Source organism: Bradyrhizobium sp. 18BD, assembly GCF_054185225.1.
This window is the reverse complement of record NZ_JAVAYL010000005.1, coordinates 106,703-122,148: the sequence shown is the minus strand read 5'-3', so window position 1 is coordinate 122,148 and position 15,446 is coordinate 106,703. Positions and strand designations below refer to the sequence as shown.

Sequence of the window (15,446 nt, the reverse complement as noted above, 5' to 3'; positions counted from 1 at the left end):
CAAGGAGGCGGGGCGGCCGCCCGGGGCCTCACACCACCTTGGCCTGCCGCAGTTCAGCGATCTCGCTCGCGGTGAAGCCGAACTCGGCGAGCACCTCTTCGGTCTGCTCGCCAAATTCCGGCGGACGGGCAGCCATCTTGCTCGGGGTGCGCGACAGCTTGACCGGTTGCGCGAGAAGCCGGATCGGCCGGTTCTCCTCATTCGGCACATCCTGCGCGATGCCGAGATGCTTGACCTGCGCATCCTCGAACATCTGGTCGATCGCATAGATCGGGCCGCAAGGCACGCCCGCCTCGTTGAGCTCCCTGACCCAGGTCTCGGTCGATTTCGTCACGGTCCGCTTGCTGATCTCCGCGTTCAGCGCATCGCGATTCTTCGAGCGGGCCGGCGCGGTGGCGTAATCCGGATTGGTGACCATCTCGGGCGCGCCGATCGCTTGCGCGCAACGCTCCCAGATTCGCCCACCAGTGGTTGCAATGTTGATGTAGCCGTCGGACGTCTTGAACACGCCGGTCGGAATGCTGGTCGGATGGTTGTTGCCGGCCTGGCCGGCGACTTCCTTTTCCATCAGCCAGCGCGCCGCCTGGAAGTCCAGCATGAAGATCTGGGCCTGCAACAGCGACGTCTGCACCCATTGCCCCTCGCCGGAAACGTCGCGCTCCAGCAGCGCGGTGAGGATGCCGATGGCGCAAAACAGCCCGGCGGTGAGGTCCGCAACCGGAATGCCGACCCGCATCGGACCGCCGCCGGGGGCACCGGTGACCGACATCAGGCCGCCCATGCCCTGCGCGATCTGATCGAAGCCCGGCCGCTTGTGATAGGGGCCATCCTGCCCGAATCCCGAAATGCTGCCATAGACCAGGCCGGGATTGATCCCGCGCAGGCTCTCATAGTCGATGCCGAGCTTGATTTTGACGTCGGGCCGGAAGTTCTCCACGACGACGTCGGCCTTCGCGACCAGACGCTTGAACACATCGAGACCCCTGGGATCCTTGAGGTTGAGCGTCATGGCGCGCTTGTTGCGGTGCAGGTTCTGGAAATCGGAGCCCCGACGGGGGCCGCCGGGCTGTTCGCCACCGCTGTCTTCCAGAAGTGCATCGATCTTGATGACATTGGCGCCCCAATCGGCCAATTGCCGCACGCAGGTCGGCCCTGAACGGACACGGGTCAGGTCGAGCACGGTGAAGCGGGAAAGGGCTTGCGAGGCGCGCGGGAAGGCCATTTACGAGACTCCGGAAGGAAATGCTTGCATGCGCGGCCAAATCACGCAGGTCGTGGCCGACAAGCAGCTATAACAGTCCTGGGGACAGCGGTCGATGCGGGCGGCCCGACGTCATTGCCCTGCATGGATTGCTGAAGTACCATATTTTCCCGATCGAGTTTCGCAGGCCATTTTTCGAGTTCGAACTCATTTTGCGCCAGCGAGCCTTGATTCCCGTCATCAGAAGCGATCGTAAAAATTGCAAACTCAAATTGAACCTGATCCTCCAAATGGAGGACAGATGCACGAGAGGCGGACGCCAACACGGCTTCGATCTCAAAGTGGGTCTTTGATTCAGTGGCGTGATTCCGGCCCATAGCGCGTCACAGCACGGACTACGGACTGCAGCGAATTGGGGGATGGCTGCCGGCGACATTTCGTAAGTGCGACACGCACAGGGCCTTCGGCGGGGCTGCCTTCTAGCAAAGCAATTCTACCTGGAAATTTTTTGTTCAGCAGTTTTGCTGCGCCGAGAACCGGCCAGCTCAGAGGAGGCAGAGATGAGGCGTTTTGGTTTACTCGTATTGACGATCGGCTTTTTGCTCCCATTCCTGGCGTCCGCGCCGGCGAATGCCCAGGCGACCCGCACCTGGGTGTCCGGCGTTGGCGATGATGCCAATCCGTGCAGCCGCACGGCACCCTGCAAGACCTTCGCCGGTGCAATTTCCAAGACGGCAGCGTTCGGCGAAATCAACGTTCTCGATCCCGGCGGTTTCGGCGGCGTGACCATCACCAAGTCGATCAGCATCACCTCGACTTTCGAAGCCGGCGTGCTGGTGTCCGGCACCAACGGTATCGTTGTCAATCTTCCCTCAGCGTCCGACAGGGTCCTGCTTCAGGGCCTCGACATCGAGGGTCTTGGCACAGGCATCAACGGCGTGCAGATCGTCGGCTCCGGAACGACCACCATCGTCAACTGTGCGATTCGCCACTTCACCGGAAACGGTGTGAACTTGGTAGGCACATCGGGCGCACGAGCCGTCGTCAAGGACTCGATCATCACCAACAATGCCGGCGGCTTCAATATTGCAGGCTCCGGCGGCGTCCAGAACACCGGGGTGTCCTTCACCACGTCGTACGACAGCAACCCGAACTTTGGAATCCAGATTTCCGCGCCGAGCAACTTGATCATGTCAGCCAACAAGATTTTCGGCGCTGTGACCGCCGTCAATGCAATAGGCGGGGCGTCGGTGACCTCGTTCGGCGACAACGCCACGAACGGCGCGTTCACGCCGACGACGACACTGCCGTTGAAGTAGCGCTTCAACATATTGCCACGGGCGACAGGCTTCCTGATCGGAGACCTGTCGCCTTCGTTTTGGTTCCGCGTACGCCCGAGCGACCCTTCCTCGCCATCGCTGGACTGGGTAACAAGGATCAGTCGATTGAGCTGAAATCCGAGAGGTCAAATGGAAGATCGAGCTGGCATCTGTTGCTCAGCTTCGCAATTGGATGGTATGTAGCCTCTAAATGGCCGTCAATCCCAAAAACAACCTGGATTTCATCCGCACAATCCTGGCTCTCGGTGTGATGTCATTTCACGCAGGGCAATTGATCGGCGTCTCCTATTGGCAATTGCCGTGGGTGCCGTGTTTTATCGCGATTTCTGGCTTTCTTATCACCGATAGCATGGTGCGGTCCGCTGGCTATATGCACTTCGCGTGGAAGCGATTCTTGCGGATCGGTCCGGCCTTTGCCTTATCACTCCTATTGGTCGCGATACTCGGAGGTAGCGTGTTCGCCGCCCTCATTGACTGGGTTGGTATGGGCTTGATCGCCGCTGGAGCCAATGGACCGCTGTGGAGCTTGAGTCTTGAAGAATACCTATATGCTTCGCTCGCATTGGGGTTCGCTCTCGGTCTTTATCGGTCTCCGCAGCACGCCACCATCGGATTGATCACAATCTTTGCTCTTGTGTCGATCGCGGGAGCCGCAACTTCAGGAACGGTTGCCCAAATTTTCGCAGTGATGTCGGCGTTCGTAAGTGGGTCGCTTTTGTACATCGTGCGAGATAAGATGATTTGGTCGCTTCCGTTCGCCGTGATCAGCCTATTGGCTGCGGTCGCTCTTAGGAACGTCTATCAAGAAGCGCCGGTCTACACCTTCTGTGTTGGGCCGCTCATCGCTTATGCGATGATTGGGCTTGGGCTGTACACCAAGCCGGTCTTTGCCCGATACAAGAAGATGGTTGGCGATCCCAGTCTGGGAATCTACATCTATCACTTCCCAATTCTGCTCTGGTTGCGCCAATTTAACTGGCTTACCAGTGCGGAATTCTTTTGTTCAGTGCTACTCCTCACGCTGTTGTTGTCGCTGGTCTCTTGGCACCTCGTTGAAAAACGAGCTCTCAGCATGAAATCCATGGTGTGGGGATCGCTGTCTCGTCGACATGTCATCCATGCGGAATCTGAAGAAGGAAAGCCCGCTTGAGAGCTTTGCCCAACACCTTGGACAACGGATGATAGTGGACCGCTAGAAGGTCAAGTTAGACTTGACGTCTGTTCTTGAGCGCGCCAACTGAAATTCTTCGCGACCCTTGATCATTCTCGCTCCTTTTCCCTGACCCAGGAGGTAGATATTGCTTCCGGGGCGAGCTAACTTGTCCCCGATACAGCGATGACGGGGCCGGGATGGACGATAATCGAAACATTGGTGCCGTGGCGGAACGAATGACGACAGGGCCGTCCCAAAGACTTGGGAGCCGTCTGAGTGGTCTTGTGCTGGCCGTGATGATCCTGCCGTCGGGCGTGCAGGCCCAATCCCTCAGGCAGGGTATGTCCGCTTTCAATCGTCAGGACTACGTTGCGGCCTCGCGGGCGTTCATTCCCCTCGCTGAGCACGGCAGCGCACCTGCGCAGACCTATCTCGGCTACATGTTCGAGACCGGCCGTGGCGTTCCGCAAAACTATACCGAGGCGGCGATGTGGTACCGCCGTGCGGCCGAGCAGGGCGATAGCCTTGCGCAATATTCCCTCGGGCTGCTCTACGACAGGGGCCAGGGTGTGCCGCAGGATATCGTCGAAGCCAGCAAGTGGCTCAACCTGTCCACTGCGGCCGCGCCTCGCCAGGCCCGCGATGCGCGTGCGCGAATTCGCGATGCTGTCACGTCCAAGATGACGCGCGGTGAGATCGCCGAGGCGAGGTTGCGGGCGCTGGCGTGGGCGCCGAGCCGCGAGCACTGAGAGTGGGCCCGGGCATCGTCGCGGCCCCTATCGCTTCATCGCATTGAGGTCCTCGCGGGCCTTCTGTGCCTGTGCGCTGTCGGGATGGCGCGCGATGAACAGCTCGAGCGCCTCAGTCGTCCCCTTCCGGCGTGCCAGCTCGTACTCCTCGGCGACCGCGGCCGAAGGGTCGCGGGCCGGCGGAACCGAGGGCGCAGGCAACGCCCTGCCGCTGTCGTCCGCGTTGGCTTTTTCGACCATGACAGGCAGTCCTCCGGAGGGCAGGTGATTTAGCCCGGCAAGCGCGACCCAAGCGCTGAGCAGACCGGCCAGAAGCAGGTGCGGTTTCATGAGTTCCCTTGTCAATCACGACGCGCGGCCGGAATTGCTATTGTCATCCTTTACCCGTATCACTACGGAATCTGGTGTTTAACGAGCCATTGCGGAAGAGATCGGGCCGAGCCGTCAAACTTAAGCCAAACGTTTAGATCTCAAGCTAGAATCATCTGTCCGCGCCCCGAATCGACCGGGACCGCCGCTTCGGAGATTCCCTTGGCTACCTCTGTCAACGTGAGTGCCACCAACAACGCGGACATAGACGGCCTGCTGGCGGGCACCAAATGGTCCGGCGCGATCAGCTACAGCTTCCCGACGTTGGCCGGCACCTACGCCAATCCCTATTCCGGCGGTCACAGCGAACCGACGACGTCGGGCTTTGCGGCTGCGCCGACCCAGGTGCAGGCGGCGATCAATTACGCCATTGCTCTGATCCAGAGCTACACCAACATCAACATCACGAATAACGGCACCGGCACTGCCGACATCATGATCGCGCAGTCGCCGGCGGCCAATCCGACCTCCTACGCCTACTACCCCGGCAACTACGCGGCCGGCGGCGACGTTTGGTTCGGCACCAAGTACGACTACTCGCAGGCGCAGCTCGGCAATTACTATTTCACGACCGCGCTGCACGAGTTCGGCCACGCCCTGGGCCTCAAGCACAGCCAGGAGACCGGCGGCGTCGCCAATGTCGCGGTGCCGACTGCGCATGACGACAGCGAATACACCGTCATGAGCTATCGCAGCTATGTCGGCGGTCCGCTGACCGGCTACACCAACGAGGCTTACGGATATCCGCAGACCTACATGGCCAACGATATCCTCGCGCTGCAGACGCTGTACGGCGCGAACTTCAGCACCCAGGGCGGCAACACCGTCTACACCTGGAGCCAGACAACGGGGCAGGAGTTCATCAACGGCGTCGGACAGCTCGCGCCGGGTGGCGGCGCCGGCGGCTCGGCCAACCGCATCTACGAAACGGTCTGGGACGGTGGCGGCGTCGATACCTACGACCTGTCGAACTACACGACCAATCTGAGCATCGATCTCAATCCCGGTGCGTCGTCGGTGTTCTCCGCCACACAGCTCGCCTATCTCGGCAACGGCAATTACGCTGCGGGCAACGTCTACAACGCCTATCTCTACAACGGCGACACGCGCTCCTATATCGACAACGCCACCGGTGGCTCCGGCAACGACACGATCACCGGAAACGCCATCGCCAACGTGCTGAACGGCGGCGCCGGCAACGACACGCTCTCCGGCGGCGGCGGGAATGACACCCTGATCGGCGGCCCCGGTGTCGACATCCTGACCGGCGGAGCTGGCGCCGACACCTTCGTATTCGCTGCCGGCAACAGCTCGCCCGCGGTCGGCCAGCACGATCAGATCACCGACTTCACTCCCGGCGTCGATCATATCGACCTGTCGTCCATGGACGCCAACATCAATACCGGGGCGAAAGATTCGTTTCACTTCATTGGCGTCGCTGCCTTTGACGGCAGGGCCGGCGAGCTCAATTTCTACTATGATGGCGCGCGGGGCGTCACGGTTCTCCAGGGCGACACCAACGGTGACGGCGTTGCAGATTTTGCAATCGACCTTCTCGGCAAGCTGACGATCACGGCGTCGGACCTCGTCGGTATCACGCAAAATCATGCGCCCGTCCTGACGGTGTCGCAGACCGTCATCTCGGCGACCGCGGGGCAGACGTTCGCCGCGTCGAGCCTGTTCAGCGCCAGCGATGCCGATAGCGACACGCTGACCTACTATCTCTACGACGACAGCCCGTCGGCGAGCAGCGGGCACTTTGTCGTCAACGGCGCGATCGTGCCGGCACAGACGGAATATGCGGTGACGGCGGCGCAGCTCGCCCAGACGACCTTCGTTGCAGGCACCGGCGGAACGTCCGACGATCTCTACGTGAAGGCGTTTGACGGACAGTCCTATTCGGGCGGCGGCCTCTACAGCTATTTCCACGTCAACACGCCGCCCGACCACGCGCCCGTCCTGACGGTGACGCAGACGGTGACCTCGGCGACTCCGGGCCAGGCGTTCACGGCATCGAGCCTGTTCAGCGCCACCGACGCCGACGGCGATACGCTGACCTACTATCTCTACGACGACAGCCCGTCGGCAAGCAGTGGGTACTTTATCGTCAATGGGGCGATCGTTCCGGCGCAGACGGCATATGCGGTGACGGCGGCGCAGCTCGCGCAGACGACCTATATTGCAGGAAGCAGCGGAACGTCCGACGATCTCTACGTGAAGGCCTATGACGGCCAAGTCTATTCGGGCAATGGCTACTACAGCTATTTCCACGTCAACACGACCGGCGCAAACGGCGTCGACCATGCCCCGGTCGTGACGGTGCCGCAGATGGTGATCTCGGCGACCTCCGGCCAGACGTTCGCGGCATCGAGCCTGTTCAGCGCCAGCGACGCCGATAACGACCCGCTGACCTACTATCTCTACGACGACAGCGCGTCGGCGAGCAGCGGGCACTTTGTCGTCAACGGGACGATCGTGCCGGCCCAGACCGCCTATATCGTGACGGCGGCGCAGCTTGCGCAAACGACGTTCGTTGCGGGAAGCAGCGGAACGTCCGACGATCTCTACGTGAAGGCCTATGACGGCCAAGCCTATTCGGGCAATGGCTACTACAGCTATTTCCACGTCAACACGACCGCCGCCAACGTTGCCAACCATGCCCCCGTCGTGACGGTGCCGCAGACGGTGATCTCGGCCACTGCCGGCCAGACGTTCACGGCGTCGAGCCTGTTCAGCGCCAGCGACGCCGACAACGACCCGCTGACCTATTATCTCTACGACGACAGCCCGTCGGCGGGCAGCGGGCACTTCGTCGTCAATGGGACGACCGTGCCGGCCCAGACCGCGTATGCGGTGACGGCTGCGCAGCTTGCGCAGACCACCTTTGTTGCGGGAAATGGCGGAACGTCCGACGACCTCTACGTGAAGGCCTATGATGGCCAGGCCTATTCAGGCGGCGGCTACTACAGCTACTTCCACGTCAACACCGCCGTGAGCGCGGCCCCGCCTGCCTCGCAAGCGGCGGCGCCCGCCAACATAGATCTCGACGCCGGCAACCTTTTGGCTGGCAGCATCGGACACGACTTCCACTTGCTGGTATAGATCTGGCCGCGAAACGCGCGAACGCGATCCGCCCGCGAGGCGTTGCGGGCTACTTGCTCACGTCGACACGCAGCGTCACGCGCGTGCCTTCCTGGTAGTCCTCGATGTGAGTCCAGTTCTGGATGCCGGCATTGCCCCAGTCGTAATACTGGGGCTTCCAGCCCAGGCTCTTCAGCATCAAATCGAGCGCAGCCTTGCTCGGGATGCCGGCCAGGACCATCTTCTGCGCGTCCGAGGTCTTGGCCGCGTCGCTCTCGAAATCGTGGTTCTCGACCTGCCAGACGACCACGTTCCGCGGATCGGCCGCGACCGCGGTATCGATGATGACGTGCGCCGGCTTCAGTCGCTCGATCTGGGCCAGCAGCGCCATGTGATCGGTGACGTGATAGAAGAAACCGAGGCACATCACCGTGTCGATTTGTCCCGGCGCGATCTGATCCAGCGCGCTGAACGCATTGCCCTGGATGAACTGAAACTTGTCGCGCGACATTCCGAGTTGTTGGAGATTGTCTCCAGCCGACTGAACCAGATGCGCCCGGGCTTCGATGCCCGTGACGTGGCTCGCGCCCGCGCTCAGCGCGGCGAAGCTCCAGCGGCCGTCATGGCTGGCGATATCGAGGACGCGCTTTCCGGAGATCGCGTTGCGGCTGAAATCGATGATGGCGCGATAACGCTCGTTCAAGCGGTTCGCGAATGCCGTCGTTTCGCTGGTCTCGAAGAACTGGGGATATTGATCGAAAAAGCCGGGACGGATCTTGCCGCCCTGAGAAAAGCTGCGGCGCGCACGCAACGCTACGACCTTGGCTGCGTTCCCGATCTTCGATGAAATTTCGGAGACGAGCTCCGTTGCATTGGACATGATTGAAAACTTCCGGAAACGATTGGTCTATTAGGAGTAGAAAGGAATTGCTGTCAACCCGCGAGACCATTGCGGATGGTTTCGCAGACACGTTGTCCTCGCCCCGTTTCGTGAGGTTTCATCAAGATATGCAGGCACGGCAATGGTCGCGATTCCTCGGCGGTGCGCCCGCTCGAGACTTTGAGGTGTGCAACGGTCTGGTGCCTGCAAGGGGTTTGCAGTCACGACCAGGATGACCGTGGGGGTTCCACGGGCCCGTCCGGCAAAAAAGTCCAAAACAACCCCATGCACAGTAGGGGAGGCCAGCAGACGCGGCGTCATGTGTCGGCGTGGGGATGGCGATTTATCGAGGTGTTATAGTACCTTGGGCAGGGTCACCCCCGGCGGGGGGATGCCCGGCGCTCCTGCCGGGTTCGTCGGGGCGATGGCCGGCCTCAAGGACGGATCTGGATGGCAGCGGTGTCCCGCCCCAAGCGCGGGTTTTCCGCTGTTCATTTCGGCAGAACGGCAGCTGCCACCGCGGGCAACCCGACGGAGCGCTGTGACGCAGGCTTGGCCTCAGCCGGGCCAGCCGCCGAGCCAGTTCGCGTACCAGGTCTCGCCCAGCCAACCGACCCAGACGGCGGGTGCCAGGAACAATCCGAACGGCAGGTAGGCGGTCGCGCGCAGCGGTCTTCTTCGTCGTGCAGCATTGACGGCATAGGCGGCGATCGCGAGCAGTGCCGCCAGCTCGATCACCGCGACCACGGTCGCAAGATCGAGCCAGGCGCCGCAGACCGCGGCCAGCTTGACATCGCCGAGCCCGAGCCCGTCGCGGCCGCGCCAGCGCCGGTAGAGCGCCATCAGCAGCAGCAGCGGCAGCGCCACGGCCGCAGCGCGGGCCAGCGGCCACAGCAGCGCCTCGATGCCGATGTCGGGCACGAACGCGGCGGCGCGAAGCAAGGCGAGGGCGAAAGCGGCCCCCGTCAGCTCGTTGGGAATGAGGTAGTGGCGGGCATCGTACACCGCGATTGCAAGCATCAGAGCGGCCAGAAACGCGCCATAGAGGCCTTCGGCGCCAGGCGCGGTCACCAGGCTTGCGAACACCCCGAGCAGCAGGGCGATGCCGAGTGCGAGCGAAGGGCCCGTCTCTTCGTTCGTCACCTGATCCGTCACGGTAATTGTCTGAGCATGGTCTTTCCGGAAAACCGCTGCGCACTTTGCGCTGACGCGGCCCTTCGGGTCCGGATCATGCTCTAGCGCGCCGCCTTCGGCGGGCTCACGGTGACGACGGGATTGCTGGTGCCGACCAGGCGGCCGTTCATCTTGGTGCGCATCTCTTCGGCGATGACATGCGCATCGACGCCGTCCTTGATGACGGTCGGGCGGATGAACAGGATCAGCTCGGTGCGGGCCCGCGTATTGGTCTGGTGCGAGAAGGCGTCGCCCATGCCGGGGATTGAATCAAGGATCGGAATGCCCTGGCGCTGCCTGTTCTCGGTCTCGCTGATCAGGCCGGCGAGCAGCACCGTCTGCCCGCTGGTCACCGCGATCGAGCTCTTGACCCGGCGCTGCGAGATCGTCGGCGTCAGCGAGTTGGTGCTGCCGGCGGCGACGCTCGAGATTTCCTGCTCGATGTCGAGCACGACGTTGCCGTTGGCATTGGCGCGCGGCAGCACGCGCAGGATGATGCCGGTGTTCTTGTAGTCGATGGTGTTGACCACGGTGTTGTTGGCGGTCAGCACGGTCGCGGTGCCGGTCGAGAACGGCACCTGGTCGCCGACCTGCAAGGTCGCGGCCTGGTTGTCCAGCACCACCAGCGAGGGGTTCGACAGCACCTTGACGTCGGTGATGTTGTGAAGTGCATCGAGCACGACACGCGGCGAATTTTCCGAGCCGATCAGGAAATTGAAGCCGGGCAGTGCGCGGCCGAGCAGGGCGCCCGCCGCGGCATTGACCGCGTTGCTCGTCGCCTCGGTGTTGCTGCCGATCGTGGCGCTGTTGCTGATGCCCGAAATGGTGTTGGAGATCGAGCCTTTCTGGCTCGCCAGGAAGAACTGCACGCCATAGTTCAACTGGTTGTTCAGCGTCACCTCGGCGATGGTCGCCTCGATCGCGATCTGGCGCTGCGGCCGGTCGATCTGGCGGATGGTCTGCTCGACGATGCGCTGCGCCTCCTGGTTGGCGTAGACCAGCACGGCGTTGTTGGTGACGTCGGCGGTGACCCGCACGTTCTGGAGGAGGGCGTTGACGCCGGGCTTCCCATTGCCGCCCAGTCCGCCGAGGCCGGAGTCCTGCGCCGGCGTCGGGCTGGCTGAGGCGGCCGGAGCGGGGCGAGCACCGAGCGCCGAGCCGGCGGGGCCACTGACCGGCGTCGTCGCTCCGGCGGCGGCGGTCGGCATCGCGCTCAGCGAGGCGACGGGATTGGTGGAGGTCGACGTCGACATCCCGGAGCCCGGCGAAAGCTGGCTCGACGCGCTGTCGAGCGACGAGTTGCTGGTCGCGCTCTGGCTGAACAGCATCTCGTTCAGCAGCGCCACGACCACCTTGGAATTGCCGTAGCGCAGCGGATAGGACTTCAGGTTCACCCCGTCGGTGTCGGAGCGGTCGAGCCGCGCGATCCACGTCTGCGCGCGCTTCAGATATTCCGGCTTCTGCGTGACCACGAGGATCGAGTTGAGCCGCGCGATCGGCTGCAGCTTGATCACGTTCTGGCTCATGCCGCCTTCACCGGAATCCATGATCTTCTCGATCTCGGAGATGACGGGCTCGGGCGCGGAATTGCGTACTGGGAAGACGCCGACGGACTGTCCGCGCATCCAGTCGGCGTCGAACGAGAGAATAGTGTCGACGGCAGTGGCCCGGTCGGTGCCGCTGCCGCTGACGATCAACGTGTTGCGGGTGTTGTCGGCGCGCATGGTCGCAGCCTTGACGCCGAAGGAGTCGAGCAGCTTGAAGATGTTCTGAGCCGAGACATAGCGCAGCGGCACCACCGTGATGCCCTGGCCGGCCGCCGCGTTCACCGCGCGGTCGATACCGCCGGGACCGGCCTCCGGCGCCGGCAGCAGGCGGTAGCCGGTGCGGTCGCGGACCAACGCGACACCGGACATGCGCAGCGCGTTCTCCAGCACGTAGAGCGCGTCCGCCTTGGGCACGGGGCGCACCGAGGCCAGCGTCACGGTACCCTGGACGCGCGGGTCGATCGTGTAGCCGACATTGAGTACGTCGCCAAGAATGACCTTTGCGACGGTCGCGACCGGCGCGTTCTCGAAATTGAGGTCGTAACCGCTGCCGCCGTTATCGTCCCGCTCTACCAGCGCGCCGCCTTGCGGCGTTGCACCATCGCTGAGATAGATCGCGGGCTTGGACGATTTCGCCTGGGCAATGCCGCCCGATCCCGTATCCGCGGGTTGCCGCGGCTGCAGATCGAGGGAGCGGATCTTGTCGGCGATGTCCTGGGCGCGCGGATCCTTCGGATCGGATTCTATCGATTGATCGGCGGTGACGATGCAGGCGCCAAGCATGAAGGCCGCCGACAACAGCACGAGCATTCCAGGCAACGCTGAGCGAAGGCGCAAAAGCGGCTGGACACCCTCAAACAAAATACGCCTGCCAACGCTAGAATTGATCGGAAATTGCATCCGATCCCCCTCGGTTCGGACGCGCAAAAGTTTGCGCCACGATTATGTTTTTGCTAAGAAATAAGTCAAGGGCAAAGGGCCTTCCGCCCCCGCCGAAGTTGTTGCATTCAGGTAACAAGGTCAACGCTGTGAATGCGATGCGCGACCGCTCCGCAGATAGCTTCCGGCAGTACCTTCTGGACAAATATTCGCTGCCGTTGCGGGCGCACGCCCATGTGGACAAGTCGGCCAATCCCGCGCTGACGCGCCCCTTGCGCGAATTGTGGGAGGCGACCGAACTGTCCGCGGCCGAGTTCGCGGACGAAGTCTCCGATTATTTCGATCTGCCGCGGCTGAACCTTCCGCAACTGCTCGCGGCGACACCTCGGCTGGACGGCTTTTCACGCCGCTTCCTGCGCGAATCCACCATTTTTCCTTTCATCGCGCCGGATGAGGGTTTTCGGCTGGCTGTCGCCGACCCCTCCGACACGGCCGCCACGCGCGCCGCCGAAATCGTGTTCGGAGCGCCGGTCGATGTCGTCGTGGCGTCATATGAGGACATTACGACGGTCCTCGATCAACGGGCCGAGGTCGATGACGCGCATGCCGATCGAAGCGGCAGGAGCGTTGCGCAGCAGTCCGACGACGACATCGAAAGCCTGCGCGATCTCGCCAGCGGCGCGCCGGTGGTGCGTGCGCTCAACGACCTGCTGGAGCGCGCGGTGGATTTGCGCGCGAGTGACATTCACGTCGAGCCGTTTCGCGCGGGACTTGCGGTGCGCATGCGCGTCGACGGTCTCTTGCGCGCGCTGCCGTCGCCGCACGGCATCCCGCCGCAGGCGCTGATCTCGCGCATCAAGATTCTCGCCAGCCTCAACATCGCCGAGCGCCGGCTGCCGCAGGACGGCGCCGCGCGCGTTCGCGTCGGACGCAGCGAGATCGACGTCCGCGTCGCGACCATGCCGACGCAGCATGGCGAGAGCGCCGTCATCCGCCTGTTGCCGCGCGATCGTGGTCTGCTGGAGATGAGCAAGCTCGGGCTCGGCGCGCGCGACGAGAGCGCGATGACGCGGCTGCTGGCGATGCCGCACGGCATGATCGTGGTCACCGGCCCGACCGGCAGCGGCAAGACCACGACGCTCGCCACCATGCTGTCGATCCTCAACGAGCCGACGCGCAAGATCCTCACCATCGAGGACCCCGTCGAATACGAGATCCCCGGCATCAACCAGTCCCAGGTCAAGCCGTCGATCGGATTGACCTTTGCCTCCGCCATGCGCGCCTTCGTGCGCCAGGACCCCGACGTGATCATGGTCGGTGAGGTCCGCGACGCCGAGACCGCTCATATCGCGATCCATGCCGCGCTGACCGGCCATCTGGTGCTGACGACGCTGCACACCGAGACGGCGGCGGCCGCCGTGCCGCGCCTGATCGATCTCGGCATCGAGGGATTTCTGCTCAAGTCCACGCTGCGCGCGGTGGTGGCGCAGCGCCTCGTGCGCATGCTCTGCGACCGCTGCAAGGTGCCGCACACGCTGAGCGAGGCCGACATCGCCAAGGACCCGCGCTTTGCGGTAATCGGCTTCAAGTGCGGCGAGGTCGTGCACGAGGCGGGCGGCTGCGAGCGTTGCGGTGGCACCGGTTATCGCGGCCGCAACGGCGTGTTCGAGATCCTGGAAATGTCCGACGAGGTCCGCACGCTGATCGGACCGCAGACCGACTCCCATTCGATCGATGCCGCCGCGATGCGGGGCGGCATGACGACGATGCTGGAGGATGCGGTCGCCAAGTGCCGGGCCGGCCTCACCACCGTGCCCGAGGTCTTCCGCGTCACGACGGTGCGCTAACGCATGCCGAACTATCGCTACCGCGCGCTCAATGCCAACGGCGAACTGGTCTCCGGAGCCATCGCCGCGCCCGGGCCCGGCGACGTCGCGCAGCGGATCGAGCGGCTTGGCCTCGTGCTGGTCGACAACGTCACGCCGGAAGAGGGCGGCGCGGCCGGCAGCGTGCTCAGCATCTTCAACCGGCCGAAGCCGGAAGACGTCACCATCTTCACCCGCGATCTTGCGCTGCTGCTGCGCGCCGGCGCCCGCATCAATGATGGACTGGAGCTGCTCGCGGCCGATCCCGATTTCGGCCGGCTGCGTCCGGTCGTCGCCGACATCCGTTCGCGCGTCGTCTCGGGCGAGAGCTTTGCCGAGGCGCTGGCGCGGCATGAGGGGCTGTTTCCACCGATGTATATTGCGCTGGTGCGCGTCGGCGAGGCCTCGGGATCGCTCGATCAGGTGCTGGAGGTGCTGGCCGGCGAACGTGCGCGCGGTGAAGCCCTGCGGCGCCGGCTGTCGGATGCGATCCGCTATCCGCTGTTCGTGCTGGGTGCGGCCGGCTGCGTGCTGCTGTTCTTCCTCACCTTCGTGCTGCCGCAGTTCGCCAGCGTGCTGCAGGATTTCGGTGCCAAGGTCGATCCGGTCGTCGGAGTCTTCCTCAACATCTCGACCTTCCTGCGCGGCAATTCCGATGCGGTGCTGGCGGGGCTTGCGATCACCATCGCCGCGACATGGCTCGTGCTGCGGCAGGAGCGCATCCGCCGCGGCATCACCAATGCGATCGTAAGGCTGCCGGCGATCCGCAACATCATGCGGGCGTACCGCACGGCGCTGTTCTGCCGCAATCTCGGCCTGCTGCTCGGCAGCGGCGTCAATCTCACCACCACGCTGCGCATCCTGATCGACATGATGGCGACGACCGGCCCGTCCGCGGTCTGGAGCGATGCCGCCGATCGCGTCCGCCATGGCTCGAAGCTCTCCGATGCGCTGGCCGAGACGGAGGCGCTGCCGCCGATGGCGGTGCGCATGCTCCGGCTCGGCGACGAAACCGGGCAATTGCCGATGCTGTCGGGACGCGTTGCCGAATTCTACGAGGTCAAGCTGCAGCGGACGCTCGACCGGGCGGTCGGCATTGCGGGGCCGGCAGCGATCATTGCGATTTCGCTCGTCGTCGGCGGCCTGATCACCTCGGTGATGACGGCGCTGATGTCGGTGAGCCAGATAGTTGGTTAGGGAGGGTTCGAA

11 protein-coding genes are annotated in these 15,446 nt (G+C 63.4%); 6 read left to right on the top strand and 5 right to left on the bottom strand.

Going from position 1 to position 15,446, the window contains the following annotated elements; translation table 11 throughout:
• Nucleotides 1-28: 28 nt before the first annotated feature.
• The gene (locus RAD16_RS11115; RefSeq protein WP_458157911.1) at nt 29-1,222 is read right to left on the bottom strand and encodes a CaiB/BaiF CoA transferase family protein; all 1,194 of its coding nucleotides are present in this window, start codon (nt 1,220-1,222) and stop codon (nt 29-31) included.
• Nucleotides 1,223-1,644: 422 nt separating this feature from the next.
• On the opposite strand from RAD16_RS11115, the gene RAD16_RS11110 reads away from it, so the two are divergent.
• From RAD16_RS11110 to RAD16_RS11100, 3 genes are all read left to right on the top strand, one after another.
• Nucleotides 1,645-2,520 carry a right-handed parallel beta-helix repeat-containing protein gene (locus tag RAD16_RS11110; RefSeq protein WP_458157910.1) on the top strand — a complete coding sequence of 292 codons (876 nt, stop codon included), beginning with the start codon at nt 1,645-1,647 and terminating at the stop codon, nt 2,518-2,520.
• 211 nt (nt 2,521-2,731) lie between these two features.
• Nucleotides 2,732-3,691: an acyltransferase family protein gene (locus RAD16_RS11105; protein WP_458157909.1), complete on the top strand. Its 960-nt coding sequence runs from the start codon at nt 2,732-2,734 to the stop codon at nt 3,689-3,691.
• Nucleotides 3,692-3,978: 287 nt separating this feature from the next.
• On the top strand, nt 3,979-4,443 hold the full coding sequence (locus tag RAD16_RS11100) for a tetratricopeptide repeat protein (RefSeq protein WP_458157908.1): 465 nt from the start codon (nt 3,979-3,981) through the stop codon (nt 4,441-4,443).
• 27 nt (nt 4,444-4,470) lie between these two features.
• On the opposite strand, the gene RAD16_RS11095 is transcribed toward RAD16_RS11100, so the two are convergent.
• A complete protein-coding gene (locus RAD16_RS11095) occupies nt 4,471-4,773 on the bottom strand; it encodes a hypothetical protein (RefSeq protein WP_458157907.1) in 303 nt (100 codons plus the stop codon).
• 201 nt (nt 4,774-4,974) lie between these two features.
• Here RAD16_RS11095 and RAD16_RS11090 point away from each other — a divergent pair, with 201 nt between their 5' ends.
• Nucleotides 4,975-7,914, top strand: coding sequence for a M10 family metallopeptidase C-terminal domain-containing protein (locus RAD16_RS11090; protein WP_458157906.1), 2,940 nt, complete (start codon nt 4,975-4,977; stop codon nt 7,912-7,914).
• Nucleotides 7,915-7,963: 49 nt separating this feature from the next.
• On the opposite strand, the gene RAD16_RS11085 is transcribed toward RAD16_RS11090, so the two are convergent.
• From RAD16_RS11085 to gspD, 3 genes are all read right to left on the bottom strand, one after another.
• Nucleotides 7,964-8,773 carry a class I SAM-dependent methyltransferase gene (locus tag RAD16_RS11085; protein ID WP_458157905.1) on the bottom strand — a complete coding sequence of 270 codons (810 nt, stop codon included), beginning with the start codon at nt 8,771-8,773 and terminating at the stop codon, nt 7,964-7,966.
• A gap of 558 nt (nt 8,774-9,331) precedes the next feature.
• The gene (locus RAD16_RS11080) at nt 9,332-9,928 is read right to left on the bottom strand and encodes a prepilin peptidase (protein ID WP_458157904.1); all 597 of its coding nucleotides are present in this window, start codon (nt 9,926-9,928) and stop codon (nt 9,332-9,334) included.
• An 80-nt stretch (nt 9,929-10,008) separates the two neighbouring features.
• Nucleotides 10,009-12,393, bottom strand: a complete 2,385-nt coding sequence (gene gspD / locus RAD16_RS11075) for a type II secretion system secretin GspD (RefSeq protein ID WP_458157903.1) — start codon at nt 12,391-12,393, stop codon at nt 10,009-10,011.
• A 137-nt stretch (nt 12,394-12,530) separates the two neighbouring features.
• On the opposite strand from gspD, the gene RAD16_RS11070 reads away from it, so the two are divergent.
• Together RAD16_RS11070 and RAD16_RS11065 are read left to right on the top strand one after the other, a co-directional pair.
• Nucleotides 12,531-14,219 carry a GspE/PulE family protein gene (locus tag RAD16_RS11070; RefSeq protein ID WP_458157902.1) on the top strand — a complete coding sequence of 563 codons (1,689 nt, stop codon included), beginning with the start codon at nt 12,531-12,533 and terminating at the stop codon, nt 14,217-14,219.
• Between the two features lie 3 nt (nt 14,220-14,222).
• Nucleotides 14,223-15,434 carry a type II secretion system F family protein gene (locus RAD16_RS11065; protein WP_458157901.1) on the top strand — a complete coding sequence of 404 codons (1,212 nt, stop codon included), beginning with the start codon at nt 14,223-14,225 and terminating at the stop codon, nt 15,432-15,434.
• Nucleotides 15,435-15,446: the final 12 nt, after the last annotated feature.